15 protein-coding genes and 1 pseudogene are annotated in these 16,920 nt (G+C 61.1%); 4 read left to right on the plus strand and 12 right to left on the minus strand.

From position 1 onward, the window contains the following. Nucleotides 1-40: 40 nt before the first annotated feature. From K1567_RS03040 to arnC, 10 genes are all read right to left on the minus strand, one after another. Complete coding sequence (locus tag K1567_RS03040) at nucleotides 41-751, minus strand: HPP family protein (RefSeq protein WP_034113740.1); 711 nt, start codon at nucleotides 749-751, stop codon at nucleotides 41-43. Between the two features lie 172 nt (nucleotides 752-923). Then, the gene (locus K1567_RS03045; protein WP_034113738.1) at nucleotides 924-1,157 is read right to left on the minus strand and encodes a type VI secretion system contractile sheath small subunit; all 234 of its coding nucleotides are present in this window, start codon (nucleotides 1,155-1,157) and stop codon (nucleotides 924-926) included. Between the two features lie 176 nt (nucleotides 1,158-1,333). Then, the gene (locus K1567_RS03050; protein ID WP_220698117.1) at nucleotides 1,334-2,983 is read right to left on the minus strand and encodes a phospholipid carrier-dependent glycosyltransferase; all 1,650 of its coding nucleotides are present in this window, start codon (nucleotides 2,981-2,983) and stop codon (nucleotides 1,334-1,336) included. Between the two features lie 3 nt (nucleotides 2,984-2,986). Then, nucleotides 2,987-4,381 (minus strand): UDP-glucose/GDP-mannose dehydrogenase family protein, encoded by a 1,395-nt coding sequence (locus K1567_RS03055; RefSeq protein WP_034097916.1) that lies wholly within the window; start codon nucleotides 4,379-4,381, stop codon nucleotides 2,987-2,989. Beyond that, nucleotides 4,378-4,779, minus strand: a complete 402-nt coding sequence (arnF, locus tag K1567_RS03060; protein ID WP_169867796.1) for a 4-amino-4-deoxy-L-arabinose-phosphoundecaprenol flippase subunit ArnF — start codon at nucleotides 4,777-4,779, stop codon at nucleotides 4,378-4,380. Before arnF ends, K1567_RS03055 begins: the two co-directional genes overlap by 4 nt. Then, nucleotides 4,776-5,123, minus strand: coding sequence for a 4-amino-4-deoxy-L-arabinose-phosphoundecaprenol flippase subunit ArnE (gene arnE, locus K1567_RS03065; protein WP_034097913.1), 348 nt, complete (start codon nucleotides 5,121-5,123; stop codon nucleotides 4,776-4,778). The genes arnF and arnE overlap by 4 nt, the downstream gene beginning before the upstream one ends. Continuing rightward, on the minus strand, nucleotides 5,120-6,775 hold the full coding sequence (gene arnT / locus K1567_RS03070) for a lipid IV(A) 4-amino-4-deoxy-L-arabinosyltransferase (protein WP_220698118.1): 1,656 nt from the start codon (nucleotides 6,773-6,775) through the stop codon (nucleotides 5,120-5,122). The genes arnE and arnT overlap by 4 nt, the downstream gene beginning before the upstream one ends. After that, nucleotides 6,772-7,656 carry a 4-deoxy-4-formamido-L-arabinose-phosphoundecaprenol deformylase gene (arnD, locus tag K1567_RS03075; protein ID WP_034097909.1) on the minus strand — a complete coding sequence of 295 codons (885 nt, stop codon included), beginning with the start codon at nucleotides 7,654-7,656 and terminating at the stop codon, nucleotides 6,772-6,774. Before arnD ends, arnT begins: the two co-directional genes overlap by 4 nt. Continuing rightward, nucleotides 7,656-9,647 (minus strand): bifunctional UDP-4-amino-4-deoxy-L-arabinose formyltransferase/UDP-glucuronic acid oxidase ArnA, encoded by a 1,992-nt coding sequence (gene arnA / locus K1567_RS03080; protein ID WP_220698119.1) that lies wholly within the window; start codon nucleotides 9,645-9,647, stop codon nucleotides 7,656-7,658. The genes arnD and arnA overlap by 1 nt, the downstream gene beginning before the upstream one ends. Continuing rightward, nucleotides 9,644-10,675: an undecaprenyl-phosphate 4-deoxy-4-formamido-L-arabinose transferase gene (gene arnC, locus K1567_RS03085; RefSeq protein ID WP_034097905.1), complete on the minus strand. Its 1,032-nt coding sequence runs from the start codon at nucleotides 10,673-10,675 to the stop codon at nucleotides 9,644-9,646. The genes arnA and arnC overlap by 4 nt, the downstream gene beginning before the upstream one ends. A 403-nt stretch (nucleotides 10,676-11,078) precedes the next feature. Between arnC and K1567_RS03090 the strand changes: the two genes are divergently transcribed. Further along, on the plus strand, nucleotides 11,079-11,891 hold the full coding sequence (locus K1567_RS03090; RefSeq protein ID WP_034138084.1) for a M949_RS01915 family surface polysaccharide biosynthesis protein: 813 nt from the start codon (nucleotides 11,079-11,081) through the stop codon (nucleotides 11,889-11,891). Nucleotides 11,892-11,999: 108 nt separating this feature from the next. Beyond that, complete coding sequence (gene xerC / locus K1567_RS03095; RefSeq protein ID WP_169902595.1) at nucleotides 12,000-12,914, plus strand: tyrosine recombinase XerC; 915 nt, start codon at nucleotides 12,000-12,002, stop codon at nucleotides 12,912-12,914. A 5-nt stretch (nucleotides 12,915-12,919) separates the two neighbouring features. Here the strand turns inward: xerC and K1567_RS03100 are convergent, their stop codons facing one another. Together K1567_RS03100 and K1567_RS03105 are read right to left on the minus strand one after the other, a co-directional pair. After that, nucleotides 12,920-13,777, minus strand: coding sequence for an SDR family oxidoreductase (locus K1567_RS03100; RefSeq protein WP_034138086.1), 858 nt, complete (start codon nucleotides 13,775-13,777; stop codon nucleotides 12,920-12,922). Nucleotides 13,778-13,877: 100 nt separating this feature from the next. Continuing rightward, complete coding sequence (locus K1567_RS03105) at nucleotides 13,878-15,086, minus strand: multidrug effflux MFS transporter (RefSeq protein ID WP_220698120.1); 1,209 nt, start codon at nucleotides 15,084-15,086, stop codon at nucleotides 13,878-13,880. 158 nt (nucleotides 15,087-15,244) lie between these two features. On the opposite strand from K1567_RS03105, the pseudogene K1567_RS27860 reads away from it, so the two are divergent. After that, a pseudogene (locus K1567_RS27860) lies at nucleotides 15,245-16,000 on the plus strand (MCP four helix bundle domain-containing protein); the annotation flags it as partial. A 132-nt stretch (nucleotides 16,001-16,132) separates the two neighbouring features. Further along, on the plus strand, nucleotides 16,133-16,858 hold the full coding sequence (locus K1567_RS27865; protein ID WP_405045996.1) for a methyl-accepting chemotaxis protein: 726 nt from the start codon (nucleotides 16,133-16,135) through the stop codon (nucleotides 16,856-16,858). Nucleotides 16,859-16,920: the final 62 nt, after the last annotated feature.

The raw sequence follows: 16,920 nt of genomic DNA on the forward strand, positions 1-16,920 counted from the left end.
TGAATCATGCAGGTCGTTTTTGCATTTATGCAGCAGGCAGTCAGGGCACGCGGCTGGCCAGGACTTCGCCGATGCTGCGGCGGCGCGCATGGGTTTCGGCGGCGTGGATCAACTGCTCAAGCTCCATGGGCGCCACGTCGTAGAACTGTTCCATCTCGGCCAGTGCCAGTTTCAGGTCGGCGGCGGTGACGGCGGGGTCCCGTGCGGCGTGGGGATTATTCAACATGACGGCGGGCGATTCGACGGCGCCTTTGGGGTACCGGGTGCGGGTGGCGTTGTTGTAAGCCAGCGCGCAAGCGAGCAGGGCGCCAGCGCCCATCAATACGGCGCCCAGCTCGGACCAGCCCAGGGCAGCAGACGCCGGGTCCGCCAGCACCAGGGTCATGGCCAGGCCACCGGCCGGCGGATGCAGGCAGCGCAGCCAGCACATCAGCACCACGGTCATTCCCGCCGCCAGGCATGCGCTGCCCAGGGTGCGCCCCAGCACACGCGCCACCAGCAGCGCCACGATGCCAGCGCACAGGTAGCTGCCGACGATCGACCAGGGTTGCGCCAACGCACCGGACGACACCGCGAACAGCAACACCGCCGAGGCGCCCAACGGCCCGAGCAAGTGCAGCGCAACCTCCATGCCGAAGACTTGGCCGCATAGCCAGACACTGAACAGCGTGCCCAGCGCCATGCCGATGGCGGCGCGGCTCCATTCGGAAGGACGGGTATTGATAGCGGCAGGTAACCAGCGAGCGAGCATTGAACGGTTCCATAAAAACGGCGGGCAAAAAAAAGACTCGTCTGGTTGCCCGGAAAAGTCCTTGAACGTTCCTGCGATTGGGGGAGGAACCGGCGCAGTGTGCCGTGCAGCAAGATTCGGCGCCAATGCATATTAATGAGGGTTGAGTACAAAAAAAGTGGATTGAAGGGCATCAGCCAAAGGGAATGGAACAGATCACACTGGGTAATGGCGTGTTGATTTTGCCCAGCACGCGGTCATCGGCCTCCTCGTTGAATAAACGTCTGCGCAGGTTCTCCTGCAAGGCTGGCTCGCTGCCCAGTGGACCTTTGAGCGCGACCAGCGCATCACGCAGCTCCATCAAGCGATCCAAGGGCGGCATGGGCAGGTAGCCCACATGCACATTGTCACGAACATCGTCTGGCACGGCATTCTCCTCTCATGAAGTACCACGGTGGTGGCTGCGGCCCACAGCGTCCTTGTCGTTATCCTTGGCCTGTGGCGGTAAATGACTACCGCCACTGGCGATCGAGTTTACCGTTGGGTTTCAAGGGCATGAAAGTGAAATGACACCAGCCGTTACGTATAGCTGCGTAGGAGTTTTTACTCCGGGAGCATCGCCGCCGAGGTTAATTTCGGCGGCGATTTAGCCAGATACAGCAGCACATAAGGGTTGCGGTCGAATTCACCGGTGAGGGTCGGGGTGATGGAACGCCAGCGCGGCTCCTGCAACCCTTCATAATCCGCCTGGCTCATCACCAGCCAGGCAGGCCCTTGCAGCGGTGCCAGCTCCGAAGGCAATTGGGTAAACAGCGGCACCTGATCGCAATCGAGGTTGACCATGTACTTGATCGCCTTGGCGTCTTTGCCCAGGCCATGCAGCACCACCGGCGCGCGCGCTTGCATGACCTGTTCATGGACCTGCAGGGTGAAGGTGCGGGTGTCATATACACGGCGTTCCAACGGCTCGACCACCAGGATATAGGTGGCCCACACCGCGAGTACGGCGGCCATTGCCGGGCCGACGGGGCGCAGGCGCGCCTTGAACAGGCTCAATAGCGCCAGCGCCTGCAACGCTCCCAGCAACGCGAATATCGGCGCCAAATGGTTCAGTTGCTCAGGGTAACGTGGGCGCATCACCACCAACCCGACGATCAGCAGTGCGGGCAACGCGGTCCATATCGCCAGCATCAAGCCCCGCAACCAGGCGAACACGCGGCCTTGAATCGCGCTGAAAGGGTAGGCGGCGATGATGGCCGCCATGGGCAACATCGGCAGCAGGTAGCGCGCCTTTTTTGCTTGGGGAATCGACAGCCCCAGCATCACCAGCAACGCGGCGGCGGCACAATAGCCGACCAGCTTCAGGGCCGGCTCAGGCGTCTGTGGCCGGGCCACGCCGATGCCCAGCAACACCAACAGCGCCAGCGGGTAGGCCAGGGCGTAATTGCCCAGGGAACTGGTGAAGTAATACAGCACGCCACTGGAGCCTTCGCTGCCATCCATGCGCCCCAGGAACTGCATGCGGATCACGTCGTGCATGAAGTTCTCGCCACCACTGAGCTTGGCCAGCAGCAACAGCAGCCCCACGCAGGCCCCCAGCAACGCCAGGGCCAGCAGCCCGAAACTGAACAGCTGACGCCACTGGCGGTTGATCAGGTAGTAGCTGCACAGCACACCGGTAGGCACCACCAGGCCGATTGGCCCGCGCACGGCAAACCCCACGATCAATAACAGGTACAGCCAATGCAGGCGCTTGCCCGCGCCGAAATGATCGTGGGCATAACCCAGGTAAAACACTGCCAATGTGACGGCGGCGAGCATCTGATCCAGGGACACCGCGCGGGTTTCACTGATAAAGGTGCTGCTCAACAGCAACAGCGTAATGCTGAGCAGGCCCCAGCGCTGGGAGTAGGGCGCGGTCAGGCGATACACCAGCGTCACGATCAAGGCCGAGGCAATCGCTGTGGGCAGCCACGCGGTAAAACTGCTCACATGCCCCAGCGGCACCGACAGCAGCCAGGTGAGCAGCGTCGAAGTGGCCAGGTAATCGGCATAGGGCTGGCCGTAGGTGGTCGGGAAAAAGCTCGGCCCGTGGCGCAGCATTTCCTGGGCAAACACCACAAACCGCGAATCGAAGCCGATGATTGCCTGGTTCCAGTTCCCGGCAATGAACAGCAGCAACGCCAGCAGGCCCAAACCGAGGGACTGCCGACGAAGCGTGGGTGTGAGCAGCAGTGGTTGGGCTTTGTTCACGTCTCAGGCTTCCGCGACCTTCGCCAGCTCAAGCGCTGGCAGCCATTGCTGCTGGGGAATCGGCAGTTGGCAGGAGTCGCCGCGCCCAATCGGGAAGTACTGGAAGCCTTTGCGCGCCAGACGCTCGCCGTCGTAGAGGTTACGGCCATCGAAGATCACCGGGGTTTTCAAGCGCTGGTGGATCAGGTCGAAGTCCGGCGCCTTGAATTGCTGCCATTCGGTGCAGACGATCAGCGCATCGGCGCCCACAAGGGTTGATTCCGGCGTGCCCATCAGCATCAGGCGGCTTTCATCGGCGTAAATGCGCTGGGTTTCCTGCATCGCTTCCGGGTCGAAGGCGCGCACCTGGGCGCCGGCGGCCCATAAGGCCTCCATCAGCACGCGGCTGGGGGCGTCGCGCATGTCATCGGTGTTGGGCTTGAACGCCAGGCCCCACAAGGCGAAAGTCTTGCCGCGCAGCTCGCCTTTGAAGAACGCATTGATGCGCTCGTACAGCTTGCTCTTCTGACGCTGGTTGATCGCCTCGACGGCTTCCAGCAGATCGCTGGAGCAGTTGGCTTGCTTGGCACTGTGGATCAGCGCGCGCATGTCCTTGGGGAAGCACGAGCCACCGTAGCCACAGCCGGGGTAAATGAAGTGGTAGCCGATGCGCGAGTCGGCGCCGATACCCAGGCGCACGGCCTCGATGTCGGCGCCCAGGTGCTCGGCCAGCTCGGCGATCTGGTTGATAAAGCTGATCTTGGTGGCCAGCATGCAGTTGGCGGCGTATTTGGTCAGCTCGGCGCTGCGCAGGTCCATAAATATGATGCGGTCGTGGTTGCGGTTGAACGGCGCGTACAGCTCGCGCATCACCTCGCGCACTTCTTCACGCTCGCAGCCGATGATGATCCGGTCCGGGCGGCGGCAGTCGGTCACCGCCGAGCCTTCCTTGAGGAATTCAGGGTTGGAGACGATATCGAATTCCAGACTGCGCCCGGCCAGGTGCAAGGCTTTCTCGATATGCGCGCGCAGGGTGTCGCCAGTGCCTACGGGCACGGTGGATTTTTCCACCAGGATCACCGGCTCGATTCGATGGCGTGCCACCGCGTCACCCACCGATAGCACGTACTTGAGGTCGGCCGATCCGTCTTCATCCGACGGCGTGCCCACCGCGATAAACAGCACTTCACCGTGTTCGACGGCGAGTTTCTCGTCGTAGGTGAAATGCAGCCGTCCGCTTTCGAGGTTCTCCTTGACCATCGCGGCCAGCCCCGGCTCGAAGATGCTCACATGGCCTTGCTGCAGCTGCTTGACCTTGTTTTGATCGACGTCCATGCAGATCACATCATGACCGACTTCGGCCAACACAGTGGCCTGCACCAGGCCGACGTAACCACTACCAAATACGCTGATTTTCATGGGGCATTCCTGGGACTTGTAGAGCAAGTGCGACGAGAGTTGATAACCAGCACACCCAGGATGACAAATGCCACCCCGAGGGTTTTCGAAAGCGAAAAATGTTCGTTGAACACCGGCAGGCCGGCCGCCAGCAGATACACCAGCGCGTAGCTGATGCTCAGCAGCGAATAGGCCCGCCCCAGCGGCAGGTGCTTGAGGGCCACCAACCAGCAAAGCATCGACAGGGCATAGGCACAGATCGCCAGAAACACCACCCCGAGGGCTGCGAGATCGATCTGCGCATTGAGCCATTCATGGGGCAGCGGTAAACGCGTCATGCTCCAACGCATGCCCAACTGGGCCACGCTGACCAGACCGACGCTGCCCAAGGCCAGGGCAATCCCGCGCGCCCGGCTCATACCTGACGCCCCAGCAACACTACGCCGGCGATCACCAGCGCGACGCCCAGCCAGTGGCGAGTATCAATGGGCTCCTTGAACACAAAGCGCGCCACCAGGGTGACCAACACAAAATTCAGGCTGAGCATCGGGTAAGCGATACCCACCTCAAGACGTTGCAGCACCAGCAGCCATACCAGCAGCCCGAAGCCCAGGCACAGCAGTGCGGACCACAACCACGGCGAACGCAGCTTCAGTGCCCAACCGTGCGGCTGGTCACGCCAGCCTTCCACGGCGAATTTCTGCGAGACCTGGCCCATGCAGGTCAGTAAGCAAGCGGCCAATAGCAGCAACAGGGTGATCATGACGAGACCTGCGGGAAGATCAGAATCACCAGATTGCCTTGCTCATAGCGCTTGCCGTCCTGAGGCAGCAGGTTCACTTCGGCGACTTCGTCGTCACCCTTAACCCGCATCACCACGCCGACCGCGCCGCGTTTGCGCGCGTCGTTCATCCATTGCTGGACCTGGGCCATGTCGACCTTGTGATGGGCTGCATCAGCGAAGGCCAAGCCGTATTTGACTTCGCCGACGGTGTTATAGAGGGTCACGTCCGCACGCTTGACCCGCCAGGCCAAGGCCGACGCGGCGCCCAGGTCATTGCTCAGCAGGGCGCCGGTCTGTTTCAGTTCCGGTAGGTGATCGATGATGAACTGATCCGGGGTTTTGTTATAAACCACCGAGTGGGGCAAGGCCGCCGGGGCCAGGGCTACCAGCAACCAGCTGCCGATGGCCGGCGCCGCCCAAAGGTGCAGCGGGCGTGCCGCTTGCAGCAGGTTGGCGAAAATCCAGCCAATTAACATTACGAAGACCAGTACCAGGCTCAGGGTTTCGGTACCGTGCTCATACACCGGTTTTTTCAGTTGGAACCAACTTAATGCCAGCAACGCCACGATGCCCAATACCAGATTCAGCCAGCCGTTGATGCGCAGCGCACGGCCACGGCCCTGGGCCAGTTTATCGGCCAGCACATGGCCCATCAGCAGCGCCAGCGGCAACAGGCACGGCATGATGTAGGAGGGCAACTTGCCTTTGGCCAGGCTGAAAAACGCCAAGGGCATCAGCAGCCACAGCAACAGGAAGCCGATAGAAGCCGTGCGTTTCTCCAGCCAGGCCTGTTTGACGGTGGCGGGCAACAGCGCCACCCACGGCAGGCTGAAGCCGACCAACAAGGGCAGGTAGTACCAGAACGGCTCGGCGTGCTGGGCATCTTCGCCGGCGAAGCGCTGGATATGCTCGTGCCAGAAGAAGAAGTGCCAGAAGTCCGGTTCTTGCAGATGTACGGCCAGCGCCCACGGCAAGCTGACGGCCACCGCCACCAGCACCGCCACCAGGCCGTAACCGAGCAGCTCGCGTAAGCGTTTCTGCCACAGCGCGTAGGGCAGGGCGATCAATACCGGCAGCAGCCAGGCGAGAAACCCCTTGGTCATAAAGCCCATGCCGCAGGCAAAGCCCAAGAGTGCCCATGCGCCCAGGCGCCCGTTGCGGGTACGGCTGTCGAAGCAAAACCACAAAGCTACGCCGGTCAGGTTGACCCAAAAGGTGAACTGCGGGTCGAGATTGGCGTAACCGCCCAGGGCCGCCACACTGACAAAACTCATATACAGCAAGGTGCTGACCAGGCTTTTGCGCGGGTCATTCCACAGGCGGCGCGCTACCAGATACACCAGCAGGATGCTCAGGCCGGTACTCAAGGCAGACGCGAAACGCACGCCAAACAGGTTCTGCCCGAACATCGCCTGGCCGAGTGCGATCATCCAATAGCCGGCGGCCGGTTTTTCGAAGTAGCGGATGCCCATGAAGTGCGGCGCGGCCCATTTACCGGTCAGCAGCATTTCCTGGCTGATCTGCGCATAGCGGGTCTCGTCGGGAATCCACAGGCCATGGGTGGCCAGCGGCGCCAGGTAACACAACACGAATGCCAATAGGAGCAGGGGCAGCGCCCACCGGCGCATCATGCCTGCTGCACTCCCAGCCACCCCTCGCGGCCGCTCAACGCGCCACGCACCAGCTGTTGCTGGGGCAGGCGGGTCAGATCGGTGGGCAACAAGTCGCCCAGAGGTGTGAAGTCGATGCCGCGCTGCTTTGCCTGGGCAAGCAGCTGGCGAAAATCGTTAGCCATCAGAATCCCTTCTACTTCTGCATGGATCGTGTAAACGTTGAGCTTCGACGCGGCGAAGCGATCAAGGATGTAGCGATTGAAGTCGTTGGCGGCCACCACCGGCCCGACCACTTCGTCGAAGGTCGGCAGGTCCACCGGAATTTGTGGCGTGCCCGCGCTGCCATCGGCCAGTGTCGGCCGAAACAGGCTGGTACCCCGGCAATCGCTGTTGTAGCGAAAGTTGAAGCCCTGCTTGGCTTGCACCACGCGCTCATCGGCGCGCCAGCCGGCGGCCGCGGAACAATCGATGGGCTCGCCAAGGATGTCGTTCAAGGTGTCCACGCCGCGCCGAATCTGCTCGACCAACTGCGCCTCGCTCCAGCGCCCGGTATTGGCTTGCCAGCCATGGTGGTCCCAGGCGTGCAGGCCGACTTCATGCCCAGCGGCCTTGGCTTGGCGCATCAAATGCCCCAGGTCGCGGCCAATGGGCTTGCCTGGCCAGGCGGTGCCGGCCAGCAGAATGTCCCAGCCGTACAGGCCGGCGGCGTTGGAGCGCAGCATCTTCCACAAGAATTGCGGGCGGATCAGGCGCCACAGGTGGCGCCCCATGTTGTCCGGGCCGACGCTGAAGAAGAACGTCGCTTTTACCCCGGCTTCATCCAGGGATTCGAGCAACCGTGGCACGCCTTCGCGGGTGCCACGGTAGGTGTCGACGTCGATGCGAAGACCTGCCTGCATCAGCGCTTGTCCGCCTGTTCGAGCATTGCTTCACGCAGGAAGAAGTCCAGGGTATTGCCGATGGTTTCGCTCATCTCCACGGTCGGTGCCCAGTTCAACAGGCGCTTGGCGTTTTCGATGCTCGGTTTGCGGTGCGCCACGTCCTGGTAACCGTTGCCGTAGAACGCCTTGCTTTCGACATCGCGGAAACCGGCGAATGGCGGGAAGTTGCCACGCAGCGGGTGGGCCTCGAACTGGCGCAGCAGCTCTTCACCCAACTGGCGGATGCTGGCTTCGTTTTCCGGGTTGCCGATATTGATGATCTGGCCGTTGCACGCGTCATTATCGTTATCGATGATGCGCGCCAGGGCTTCGATGCCGTCGGCGATGTCGGTGAAGCAGCGTTTCTGCTCGCCGCCGTCGAACAGGCGGATCGGCGTGCCTTCCACCAGGTTCAGGATCAACTGAGTGATTGCCCGGGAGCTGCCGATACGCGCCGAATCCAAGCGGTCCAGACGTGGGCCCATCCAGTTGAAGGGGCGGAACAGGGTGAACTTCAGGCCCTTGTCGCCGTAGGCCCAGATCACGCGGTCCAGCAGCTGCTTGGATACCGAGTAGATCCAGCGTTGCTTGTTGACCGGGCCGACCACCAGGTTGGAGGTGTCTTCGTCGAAGTACTGGTCCTGGCACATGCCATAGACTTCCGAGGTCGACGGGAAGATCACGCGCTTGTTGTACTTGACGCAGTAGCGCACCAGCTTGAGGTTTTCTTCGAAGTCCAGCTCGAACACGCGCAGCGGGTTGCGGGTGTATTCGATTGGCGTGGCGATGGCCACCAGCGGCAGGACCACGTCGCACTTCTTGATGTGGTACTCGATCCACTCGGTGTGGATGCTGATATCGCCCTCCACATAATGGAAGTTGGGGTGGCTGCGCAGGCGCTCAATGGCGTCGGAGCCGATGTCCAGGCCGTAGACTTCGTAACGGTCGTCACGCAGCAAGCGCTCGGACAGGTGGTTACCGATAAAGCCGTTCACCCCCAGGATCAGCACGCGGGTGCGGCGTGGCTTACGGCCGGATTCGGCGCCGCGCAGCACGGAGCCGTCCACCAGGCCCAGTTCGTCGGCCAGGGACGGACCGGCCTGGTATAGACCGTTGTCGTTGCGCTGACCGAACGTGATCACCAGGGAGTCTTCACCGCAGGCGATGCGCAGCGGGTTGACGCTGATCACGCGGCCCGGCGCAAGGCCATGGTTGCCCTTGACCACTTCGGCCTGCCACACGATGAGCTTGTGCTCACCCACGGCGCAGAAGGCGCCAGGGTAGGGTTGCGTGACCGCGCGCACCAGGTTGAACAATTCTTCAGCCGGTTTTTTCCATTCCAGTTTGCCGTCGGCGGCCGTGCGGCGCCCGAAGTAGCTGGCCTGGCTGTCGTCCTGAGCGGTCTCCGTGAGCTTGCCCGCAACCAGTTGCGGCAGGGCGTCACGCAGAAGGCTGGTGGCCGCGTCACGCAGTTTGGCGTGCAGGGTCAGGCCGGTGTCGCTGCGCTCGATGGTGACTTTTTGCTGAGCCAGGATCGCGCCGGCATCGGCACGTTTGACCATGCGGTGCAGGGTCACGCCGGTTTCGGTTTCGCCGTTGACCAGCACCCAGTTGGCCGGCGCGCGACCGCGGTATTTGGGCAGCAACGAACCGTGCAGGTTGAACGCGCCTTTGCTGGCAGTGCCTAGCAGGGCTTCACTCAACAGGTTGCGGTAGTAGAACGAGAAGAGGTAGTCGGGCTTGAGTTTGGCGATGCGCTCGACCCACAGCGGGTGGTTGGCGTCTTCCGGCGCGTGCACGGGAATGCCGTTGCGCGCGCACAACTGGGCCACGGAGCCGTAGAAATTGTTTTCCTTGGGATCATCGGCATGGGTGAACACGGCGGCGATGTCGTAACCGGCATTGAGCAGCGCTTCGATGCCTGCACATCCAATATCGTGATACGCAAATACAACGGCTTTTGAACTCATGACTGAACCTGATCGGGAGAAGTAGAAGTATGGGAGGACGCCAGGCCGTCGACGACGACCACAGGCGCCGGTGCCGCCGGTTGGTTGCGCAGCACTTTTTCAATGAAGAAACGCGGGCGGGCGCGCACATCGCTGTACATGCGGCCCAGGTATTCACCCAACAGGCCCATGCCGATGAACTGGCCCCCGGTGAACACGAACAGCACCGCAAACAGCACGAACATGCCGTCGCCGGCCCACTGCGCGCCGAAGGCCAGGCGCAGGATGATCAGCGCAAAGGCAAACAGCATGCCCAGCGCCGCCAGGCTGAAGCCGACGATGGACAGCAGGCGCAATGGGGTGGTGGTCATGCAGGTCAGCAGATCGAACATCAGGCTGATCAGGCGCATGGCGCTGTATTTGGATTCGCCGTGTTCGCGCTCGGCGTGGTGCACCAGAATCTCGGTAGTGTGGCGGGCAAAACCGTTAGCCAGGATCGGAATGAAGGTACTGCGCTCGCGGCAGGCGAGCATGGCGTCGACGATGGTGCGGCGGTAAGCGCGCAGCATGCAGCCGTAGTCGGTCATGGCCACCCCGGTGGAGCGCTGTACCGCGAGGTTGATCAGCCGCGATGGCCAGCGGCGGAAGGCGGAGTCCTGACGGTTATTGCGCACGGTGGCGACCACGTCGTAGCCCAGGGCGGCTTGCTCCACCAAGCGCGGGATTTCTTCCGGCGGGTTCTGCAGGTCGGCGTCCAGGGTGATCACTACCTCGCCCCGGCACTGCTCGAACCCGGCCATGATCGCCGCATGCTGCCCGTAGTTACGGTTGAGGATCACCGCGACCACGTTGCTGCCATCCTCTGCGGCGGCGTCTTCGAGCAATTGAGCGGAATTGTCGCGGCTACCGTCATCCACCAGGATGATTTCGTATTCGTAGGCCAACTGCTTGCAGGCTGCCGTGGTACGACGCAACAACTCAGGCAGGCTGTCTTGTTCGTTGTAGACCGGGATAACGATCGACACGCAATGAATAGGGTAGGGTTTCAAAGATTCATGACCTCGGGGGTTAGCGCAGCTTGGAGCGTTAAAGCAGCAGCAAAACAAAGGCGATTGCGCACTAATGCACAGCTAAAGATGAAACATAATCAACAGGTTAGCTGGTAAAGCGCGGATTGCTATGAAGTACTGGGTTTAAGATTAAGCGCAAAAATGTGGAACGAATATGAAAGCCGGATGAAAAACTCGTTTATTTGACAGGTAGACAGCCAGGGTTCAGCTAAGCCACCCATGGGCGTCCGGGTTCTATTGAGCGGTTGAATAGGAGCGATTTTAAAAGGCTTTGGTTCCACCCTCAGCGGCACAATGGGCAGTTCAGCGCCACATGAAGAATCTTCTCTGCATTGGCGCTCAAGTGCCGGTAAAGTAAGCCATCTCTTGCCAGGGCAGACGGATGAATAGCGTGCAGCTTTTACGCGGCCAGTTGCGGCCGGTATTGATGGGGTTGTTGTTGGGCGTGGCCTGTATTTCCACGGTGCGGGCCGACGACGGGGTGGCGCTGACCAGCATCGATCAGGTGCCCGAAGGCGTGGAAGTACGCGGCAAGCAGATCGCGGCCTACACCTGGGACGACCGCCAGGGCAAAAACCTGCTGGTACTCGCCGAGCAGCTCAACGAACGGGACGATGACGGCACCCAGTCTGCATTTGTCTACGCCGCCCAGTACCTGATTGACGGCAAACGCCCCAAGCGTATGTGGATGCTCTACGACGATGTGCAGCACTGCCAATTCGATGCGGCCCTGCGTTTCGACCGAACCGCCACCAAAGTCACTGACCTGAACGGGGATGGCATCACCCAGACCGTCGTCGGCTATTCGCTGACCTGCACCAGCGACGTCAGCCCCAATGAATTCAAGCTGATCATGCATGTGGGCAAATCCGAGAAGTACCGCCTGCGCGGCGTCGACCGCTACGGCGCGGCTTGGTGGGATGAAGAGGCTGGCGCGCTGCGCGGTATGCCGTTGCCCAAGGACTGTAGCGTGGCCGGCCAACAGGCGCTGGTCAGTCAATACAAGGAGCAGGGCACCGAGCTGCCATTGCCGGGCTGCTACCGCGACGAGAAGGATTTCGCCAAGGCACCGCAGGCGTACTTGCCGTTCATGCGTCAGCACTGGTTTGCCCTGATGCAGAAACAGGACGCCGAGTGGAGCCAGGCCCAGACCCAGCCCCAGGAACCCACCGAGGACGAAGAAACCGCCCCGTGATTTTGTGCCAGGGCCGGTCATGCGCTAGACTCGGCCCTTGCCAATTCACTAAATACCTCGGTGAAACAATGAGTTGATCGGGGTATTTAATCCAAAGGCTGAATTACATTGACTGAGTTTCTGCGCAACCCCCTGACCCTTTACCTCACCCGCCTGGCACCTTCCAGCCAATTGACCATGCGCTATGTGCTGCAAGACGCCGCCGACCGCCTGGGCTTCGAAGACATCAATCTTGAAGAGATCGACTGGCACCTGCTGCAGCCCGAACACGTCATCGCCCTGGTGGCGGCGCTGCGCGAAGACGGTTACGCACCCAACACCTCATCGCTGTACGTTAATGCCGTACGCGGGGTGATGAATGAAGCCTGGCGCATGAGCCTGATCACTCAGGAACACCTGCTCAAGATGCGCACGGTCAAGGCATCCGCCGGCACGCGCCTGGGTCAGGGGCGCAATCTGCGCCGCACGTTGATCCGCGAAATGATGGAAGCCTGCGCCGCCGACCCACGCCCCCAGGGCCTGCGTGATGCCGCGGTAATCGGCATTCTCTATGGCTCAGGCATGCGCAAATCGGAGTCGGTCAACCTCGACCTCGCGCAGGTCGACTTCGCCGAACGCAGCCTGCGGGTAATCGGCAAGGGCAATAAGGAACTGGTCAAATACGCGCCGGACTGGGCCTTCGCCAAACTGCAGGCGTGGCTGGCGTTTCGTCGTGATCAGCTCAAGGAGGGCGAGGAGGATGACAGCTTTCTGTTTAACCGCATCCGCCGTGGCAGTCATATCACCCGTGAACGCATCACCAAACACGCAATTTACTACATCGCCCGCCAACGCGGCGAACAGGTCGGCGTGAAGATCATGCCCCATGACTTCCGCCGCTCGTTCATCACGCGAGTGATCGAGGAGCATGACCTGTCGATTGCGCAGAAGCTGGCGCACCACACCAATATCCAGACCACCGCCAGCTATGACGTTCGCGACGACAATGAGCGGCGGCGGGCAGTGGATCGGTTCGATTTGTAGAACGGTCAGAGGATCGGCTTGCCGCCGGTGACGGCGTAACGCGAGCCGGAGATGTAGCTGGCTTCGTCCGAGGCCAGCAATACATAGATCGGCGCCACTTCCACCGGCTGTCCGGGGCGGCCCAGCGGGGTTTCGCTGCCGAAATTCTGCACATCCTCGTCGGTCATGGTGGCCACGATCAGCGGCGTCCAGATCGGGCCAGGGGCGACGCTGTTGACGCGAATCCCCTTGCTGCCGAGCATCTGCGCCAAGCCCCCGGTGAAGTTGGCAATGGCGCCCTTGGTGGCGGCGTAGGGTAGTAATGTCGGCTTGGGCATGTCGGAATTGACCGATGTGGTGTTGATAATCGAGCTGCCGGCCTTCATGTGCGGCAAAGCCGCCTTGCAGATGCGAAACATGGCGGTGATGTTGATATCGAAGGTCTTGACCCATTCTTCATCCTCGATTTCTTCGAGGGTTTCATGGCTCATCTGGAACGCGGCGTTATTGACCAGCACGTCGATACGGCCGAACTGTTCGACGGTCTTGTCCACCAGCGCCTGGCAGGTGGCTTTTTGCGCAATATCGCCGGGCAGCAACAGACACTGACGGCCGGCTTCTTCGACCCAACGCGCGGTCTCCTGAGCGTCTTCGTGCTCATCCAGATAGGCGATGGCCACATCGGCGCCTTCACGGGCAAACGCGATGGCGACTGCGCGGCCGATGCCGCTGTCGGCGCCGGTAATCAGGGCGATTTTGTTGGCCAGGCGGCCGGAGCCCTTGTAGCTCTGTTCGCCACAGTCCGGGTACGGATCCATTTTCTTCTGGGTACCCGGAACGCTTTGGGCTTGTGGGGCGAACGGCGGGCGTGGGTAATCAGTCATTGTCGGTCTCCATAGGTGTGTGAAACAGCTATGAAGTTAGTGTTTTCCGGCCCGCCGATAGTTGTAATGGATGCCGGCCAAGCCCGACGAATGGTGCCTGTCAGGAGGAGGGCGGGGCGCTCGCCAAATGCGCTGGCAAGCGGCGTAAGGTCCACAGCACCGTGAGGAGTGCCGCGACGGCGCACAGTGCGATTCCCACCAGCATCGGCGCTGGCGTGTGGTCGGCGAACACACCGACCAGGCTCATGCACACCGCGCCGGTGATCATTTGAATCGCGCCGAGCAGCGCCGAGGCCGAGCCCGCTACGGCACCGTGGTCCTCCATGGACAGCACGCCGGCCGCCGGCAATAGCAGGCCGAGAAAACCAAAGCCGATAAACAGCAGCGACATCATCAAGGCCAGGTTGCCGGACCACAGCGTGGTGATTGCCAGCAGGCTCATCACCACCGCCACACCGATCACCGAACCGCGAATCAGCGGCGCCAGACCAAAGCGTGCGCTGAGGCGCGCAGTCAGTTGGCTCATGGCGAAAAACGACGCGGCGTTGAGGGCGAATGCCAGGCTGAATTGGGTCGGCGTCAGGCCGAAGTGCTCGATGTACACGAACGGCGCGCTGCCGATAAACACGAAAAACGTGGCCAGCCCGAAGCCGCACACCAACGACAATCCCATGAATACGGGGTCACGCAGCAAACCGCCGTAGCTGCTGAAGGCGCTGCCCAGGGTTTTGCCCAGACGGCGCTCCGCCGGGTGAGTCTCGGGCAATTGCACGACAGTCATCACCAGGCACAGCACAGCCACCACCGCCAGCACGGCAAACACTTCGCGCCAGCTCCACAGGGAAATTACCAGGCTGCCGGCCAACGGCGCGAGAATCGGCGAAACACTCATCACCAGCATCAGCAGGGACATCAGCCGCGCGGCTTCATGGCCGGTGTACAGGTCGCGCACAATGGCGCGGGGCACCACCATGCCGGCGCAGGCCCCGAACGCCTGCATTGCGCGAAAGGCAATCAGCACTTCAATGGTCGGCGCCAATGCGCAACCGATGCTGCCCACCGCGAAAATCATCAACCCGGCATAAATCGGTGGCTTGCGCCCGAATACATCGCTGATCGGCCCGTAAAACAGCTGGCATACGCCGATCACAATAAAGAACACCGTCAGGCTCATCTGCACCGCCGCCGGTGATGCGTGCAGGCTCGCGCCCAGGGTAGGGAGGGCAGGGAGGTAACTGTCGATGGCGAAGGGGCCGATGGCGGTGATCAACCCCAGCAGCAGGGCGAGATGGGCAATACGTCGAGACATGGAGCAATTCCGGGCCAAGCAAAGGCCGCTCAGCTTAAGGGATCCGCGCAGATCCGCAAACTTAGGCTTCAATAACAGGGACAAGATGCCGATAACGGTACTAACGACGCTCAGGCGGTTGGCTTTTCAACCGGCGTTCCAGGCACAGGGATACCCGCATGACGATCAAATTACGCTTGATGCTGCTGATTGCGACTGGATTGTTGACCGCCATGCTGATGAGCTTGGTCAGTTACCTGGGAAACGCTCGGATGAGCGACGCCGTGCGCGAAAACGAGGTCAGCATGACGGTGCTGCGCAACCATATGGAAGCCGACATGATGCACGACGCTCTGCGCGCCGACGTGTTGTCTGCCATGTTGGTCGGGCTGGGTAAGAGCACCAGTAGCAAGGACGAGGTCAACAGCTCGTTGAAAGAGCATGCTGAGAACTTTCGCAAGGTACTGGCGGACAATCTCCAGTTGCCCTTGGATGAGGCACTGAAAACCCAACTACAAAATATCAAGCCCAGCTTGGATACCTACATCAGTGCCGCCGAGAGTATTGTCACACTGGCGCTGGATGATCCCGAAGCCGCACGCGGGCAGTTGGAGTCGTTCAATAAAGCGTTCAGTCAGTTGGAAGATAAGATGGCGTCCCTGAGCGAACTCATCGAAAGTCATACGCAACAGACGGGCACAGGCACCCAGCAGGCAATCAGCAATGCCAACTTCACCCTCGGCGCAGTGCTCATTGCCAGTTTGCTGCTGCTTCTGGCGCAAGGTCGTTGGGTCATACTCAGCATCATGGGCCCACTGCAAACCGCTAGCCGGATTGCCGCCAGCATCGCCCGGGGCAACTTGAGCGAAACCATTGTCGAGCCGCATCGCAAGGACGAAGCCAGCTCATTGATCCGCAGCCTGGCGACCATGCAGCGTGATTTGCGCGGCATGATCGACGTAGTGCGCAGCAACGCACATGGCATCACCGGCGTTACCGAACAACTGAGTCATGGCTGTCATGAAGTCGCCAACAGCAGCCAGCAGCAAAGTTCAGCCGCCAGCACCATGGCCGCTGCCGCCAGTGAAATGACTGCCAGTATCGAAGAAATCACCCGCCACGCCGGGCACGCACTGGAAATGGCCAACCAGGCCGAAGCCCTGGCCAAGGACGGTGGGCGAGTCATACACCAGGTGGTCAGCGACATGGACGGTATCGCCCGTTCCTCCCAGCAATCGGCCCAGGTGATCCGCACCTTGGACAAGGAATCCGAGGCGATCTACAGCATCATCCAAGTGATCAAAGGCATTGCTGACCAGACCAACCTGCTGGCCCTCAACGCAGCCATCGAAGCGGCGCGGGCCGGGGAGCAGGGGCGCGGCTTTGCGGTGGTGGCCGATGAAGTGCGCAGCCTTGCGGGGCGTACCAGTGCGTCGACCCAGGAAATCGCCAGCATGGTTGGGCGCATCCAGCAAAGCACCCGGGAAGCGGTAACCAGCATGGAGGAGGGCGTCGCTCAAGTGGACAAAGGCATGGCGGTTACCGCTGATGTGGAACGCGCCATTCGCGAGATCCTGCAGGCAACTCTCAACACCACGGAACTGGTGCACGACATTTCGCGCACCATCAGTGAACAGAGCCTGGCCAGCAATGAAATCTCCCATCAGGTGGAGATGATTGCCGGGATGTCGGAGAACAACAGTCGTGTGATAGGCCAGACAGCGTCGACCACGGACGAGCTGTCGAGCCTGGCAGGCAAGCTGTCGCAGTCGGTGGATCGGTTTCAGCTTTGATTTCGTAAGCTATTGATTTAACTCAACTAAATAGTCATTTAGTTGAGTTGGATGCCAGAAGA

The organism is Pseudomonas sp. S5F11, from assembly GCF_019641515.1.
Lineage (GTDB): Bacteria > Pseudomonadota > Gammaproteobacteria > Pseudomonadales > Pseudomonadaceae > Aquipseudomonas > Aquipseudomonas rhodesiae.

What these genes read in the sequence shown, in the direction of transcription:
- K1567_RS03040 (WP_034113740.1), bottom strand. Translation starts at nt 751, where the DNA reads ATGCTCGCTCGCTGGTTACCTGCCGCTATCAATACCCGTCCTTCCGAA.
- K1567_RS03055 (WP_034097916.1), bottom strand. Translation starts at nt 4,381, where the DNA reads ATGAAAATCAGCGTATTTGGTAGTGGTTACGTCGGCCTGGTGCAGGCC.
- arnF (WP_169867796.1), bottom strand. Translation starts at nt 4,779, where the DNA reads ATGAGCCGGGCGCGCGGGATTGCCCTGGCCTTGGGCAGCGTCGGTCTG.
- arnE (WP_034097913.1), bottom strand. Translation starts at nt 5,123, where the DNA reads ATGATCACCCTGTTGCTGCTATTGGCCGCTTGCTTACTGACCTGCATG.
- arnT (WP_220698118.1), bottom strand. Translation starts at nt 6,775, where the DNA reads ATGATGCGCCGGTGGGCGCTGCCCCTGCTCCTATTGGCATTCGTGTTG.
- arnD (WP_034097909.1), bottom strand. Translation starts at nt 7,656, where the DNA reads ATGCAGGCAGGTCTTCGCATCGACGTCGACACCTACCGTGGCACCCGC.
- arnA (WP_220698119.1), bottom strand. Translation starts at nt 9,647, where the DNA reads ATGAGTTCAAAAGCCGTTGTATTTGCGTATCACGATATTGGATGTGCA.
- K1567_RS03090 (WP_034138084.1), top strand. Translation starts at nt 11,079, where the DNA reads ATGAATAGCGTGCAGCTTTTACGCGGCCAGTTGCGGCCGGTATTGATG.
- K1567_RS03100 (WP_034138086.1), bottom strand. Translation starts at nt 13,777, where the DNA reads ATGACTGATTACCCACGCCCGCCGTTCGCCCCACAAGCCCAAAGCGTT.
- K1567_RS03105 (WP_220698120.1), bottom strand. Translation starts at nt 15,086, where the DNA reads ATGTCTCGACGTATTGCCCATCTCGCCCTGCTGCTGGGGTTGATCACC.
- K1567_RS27865 (WP_405045996.1), top strand. Translation starts at nt 16,133, where the DNA reads ATGGCCGCTGCCGCCAGTGAAATGACTGCCAGTATCGAAGAAATCACC.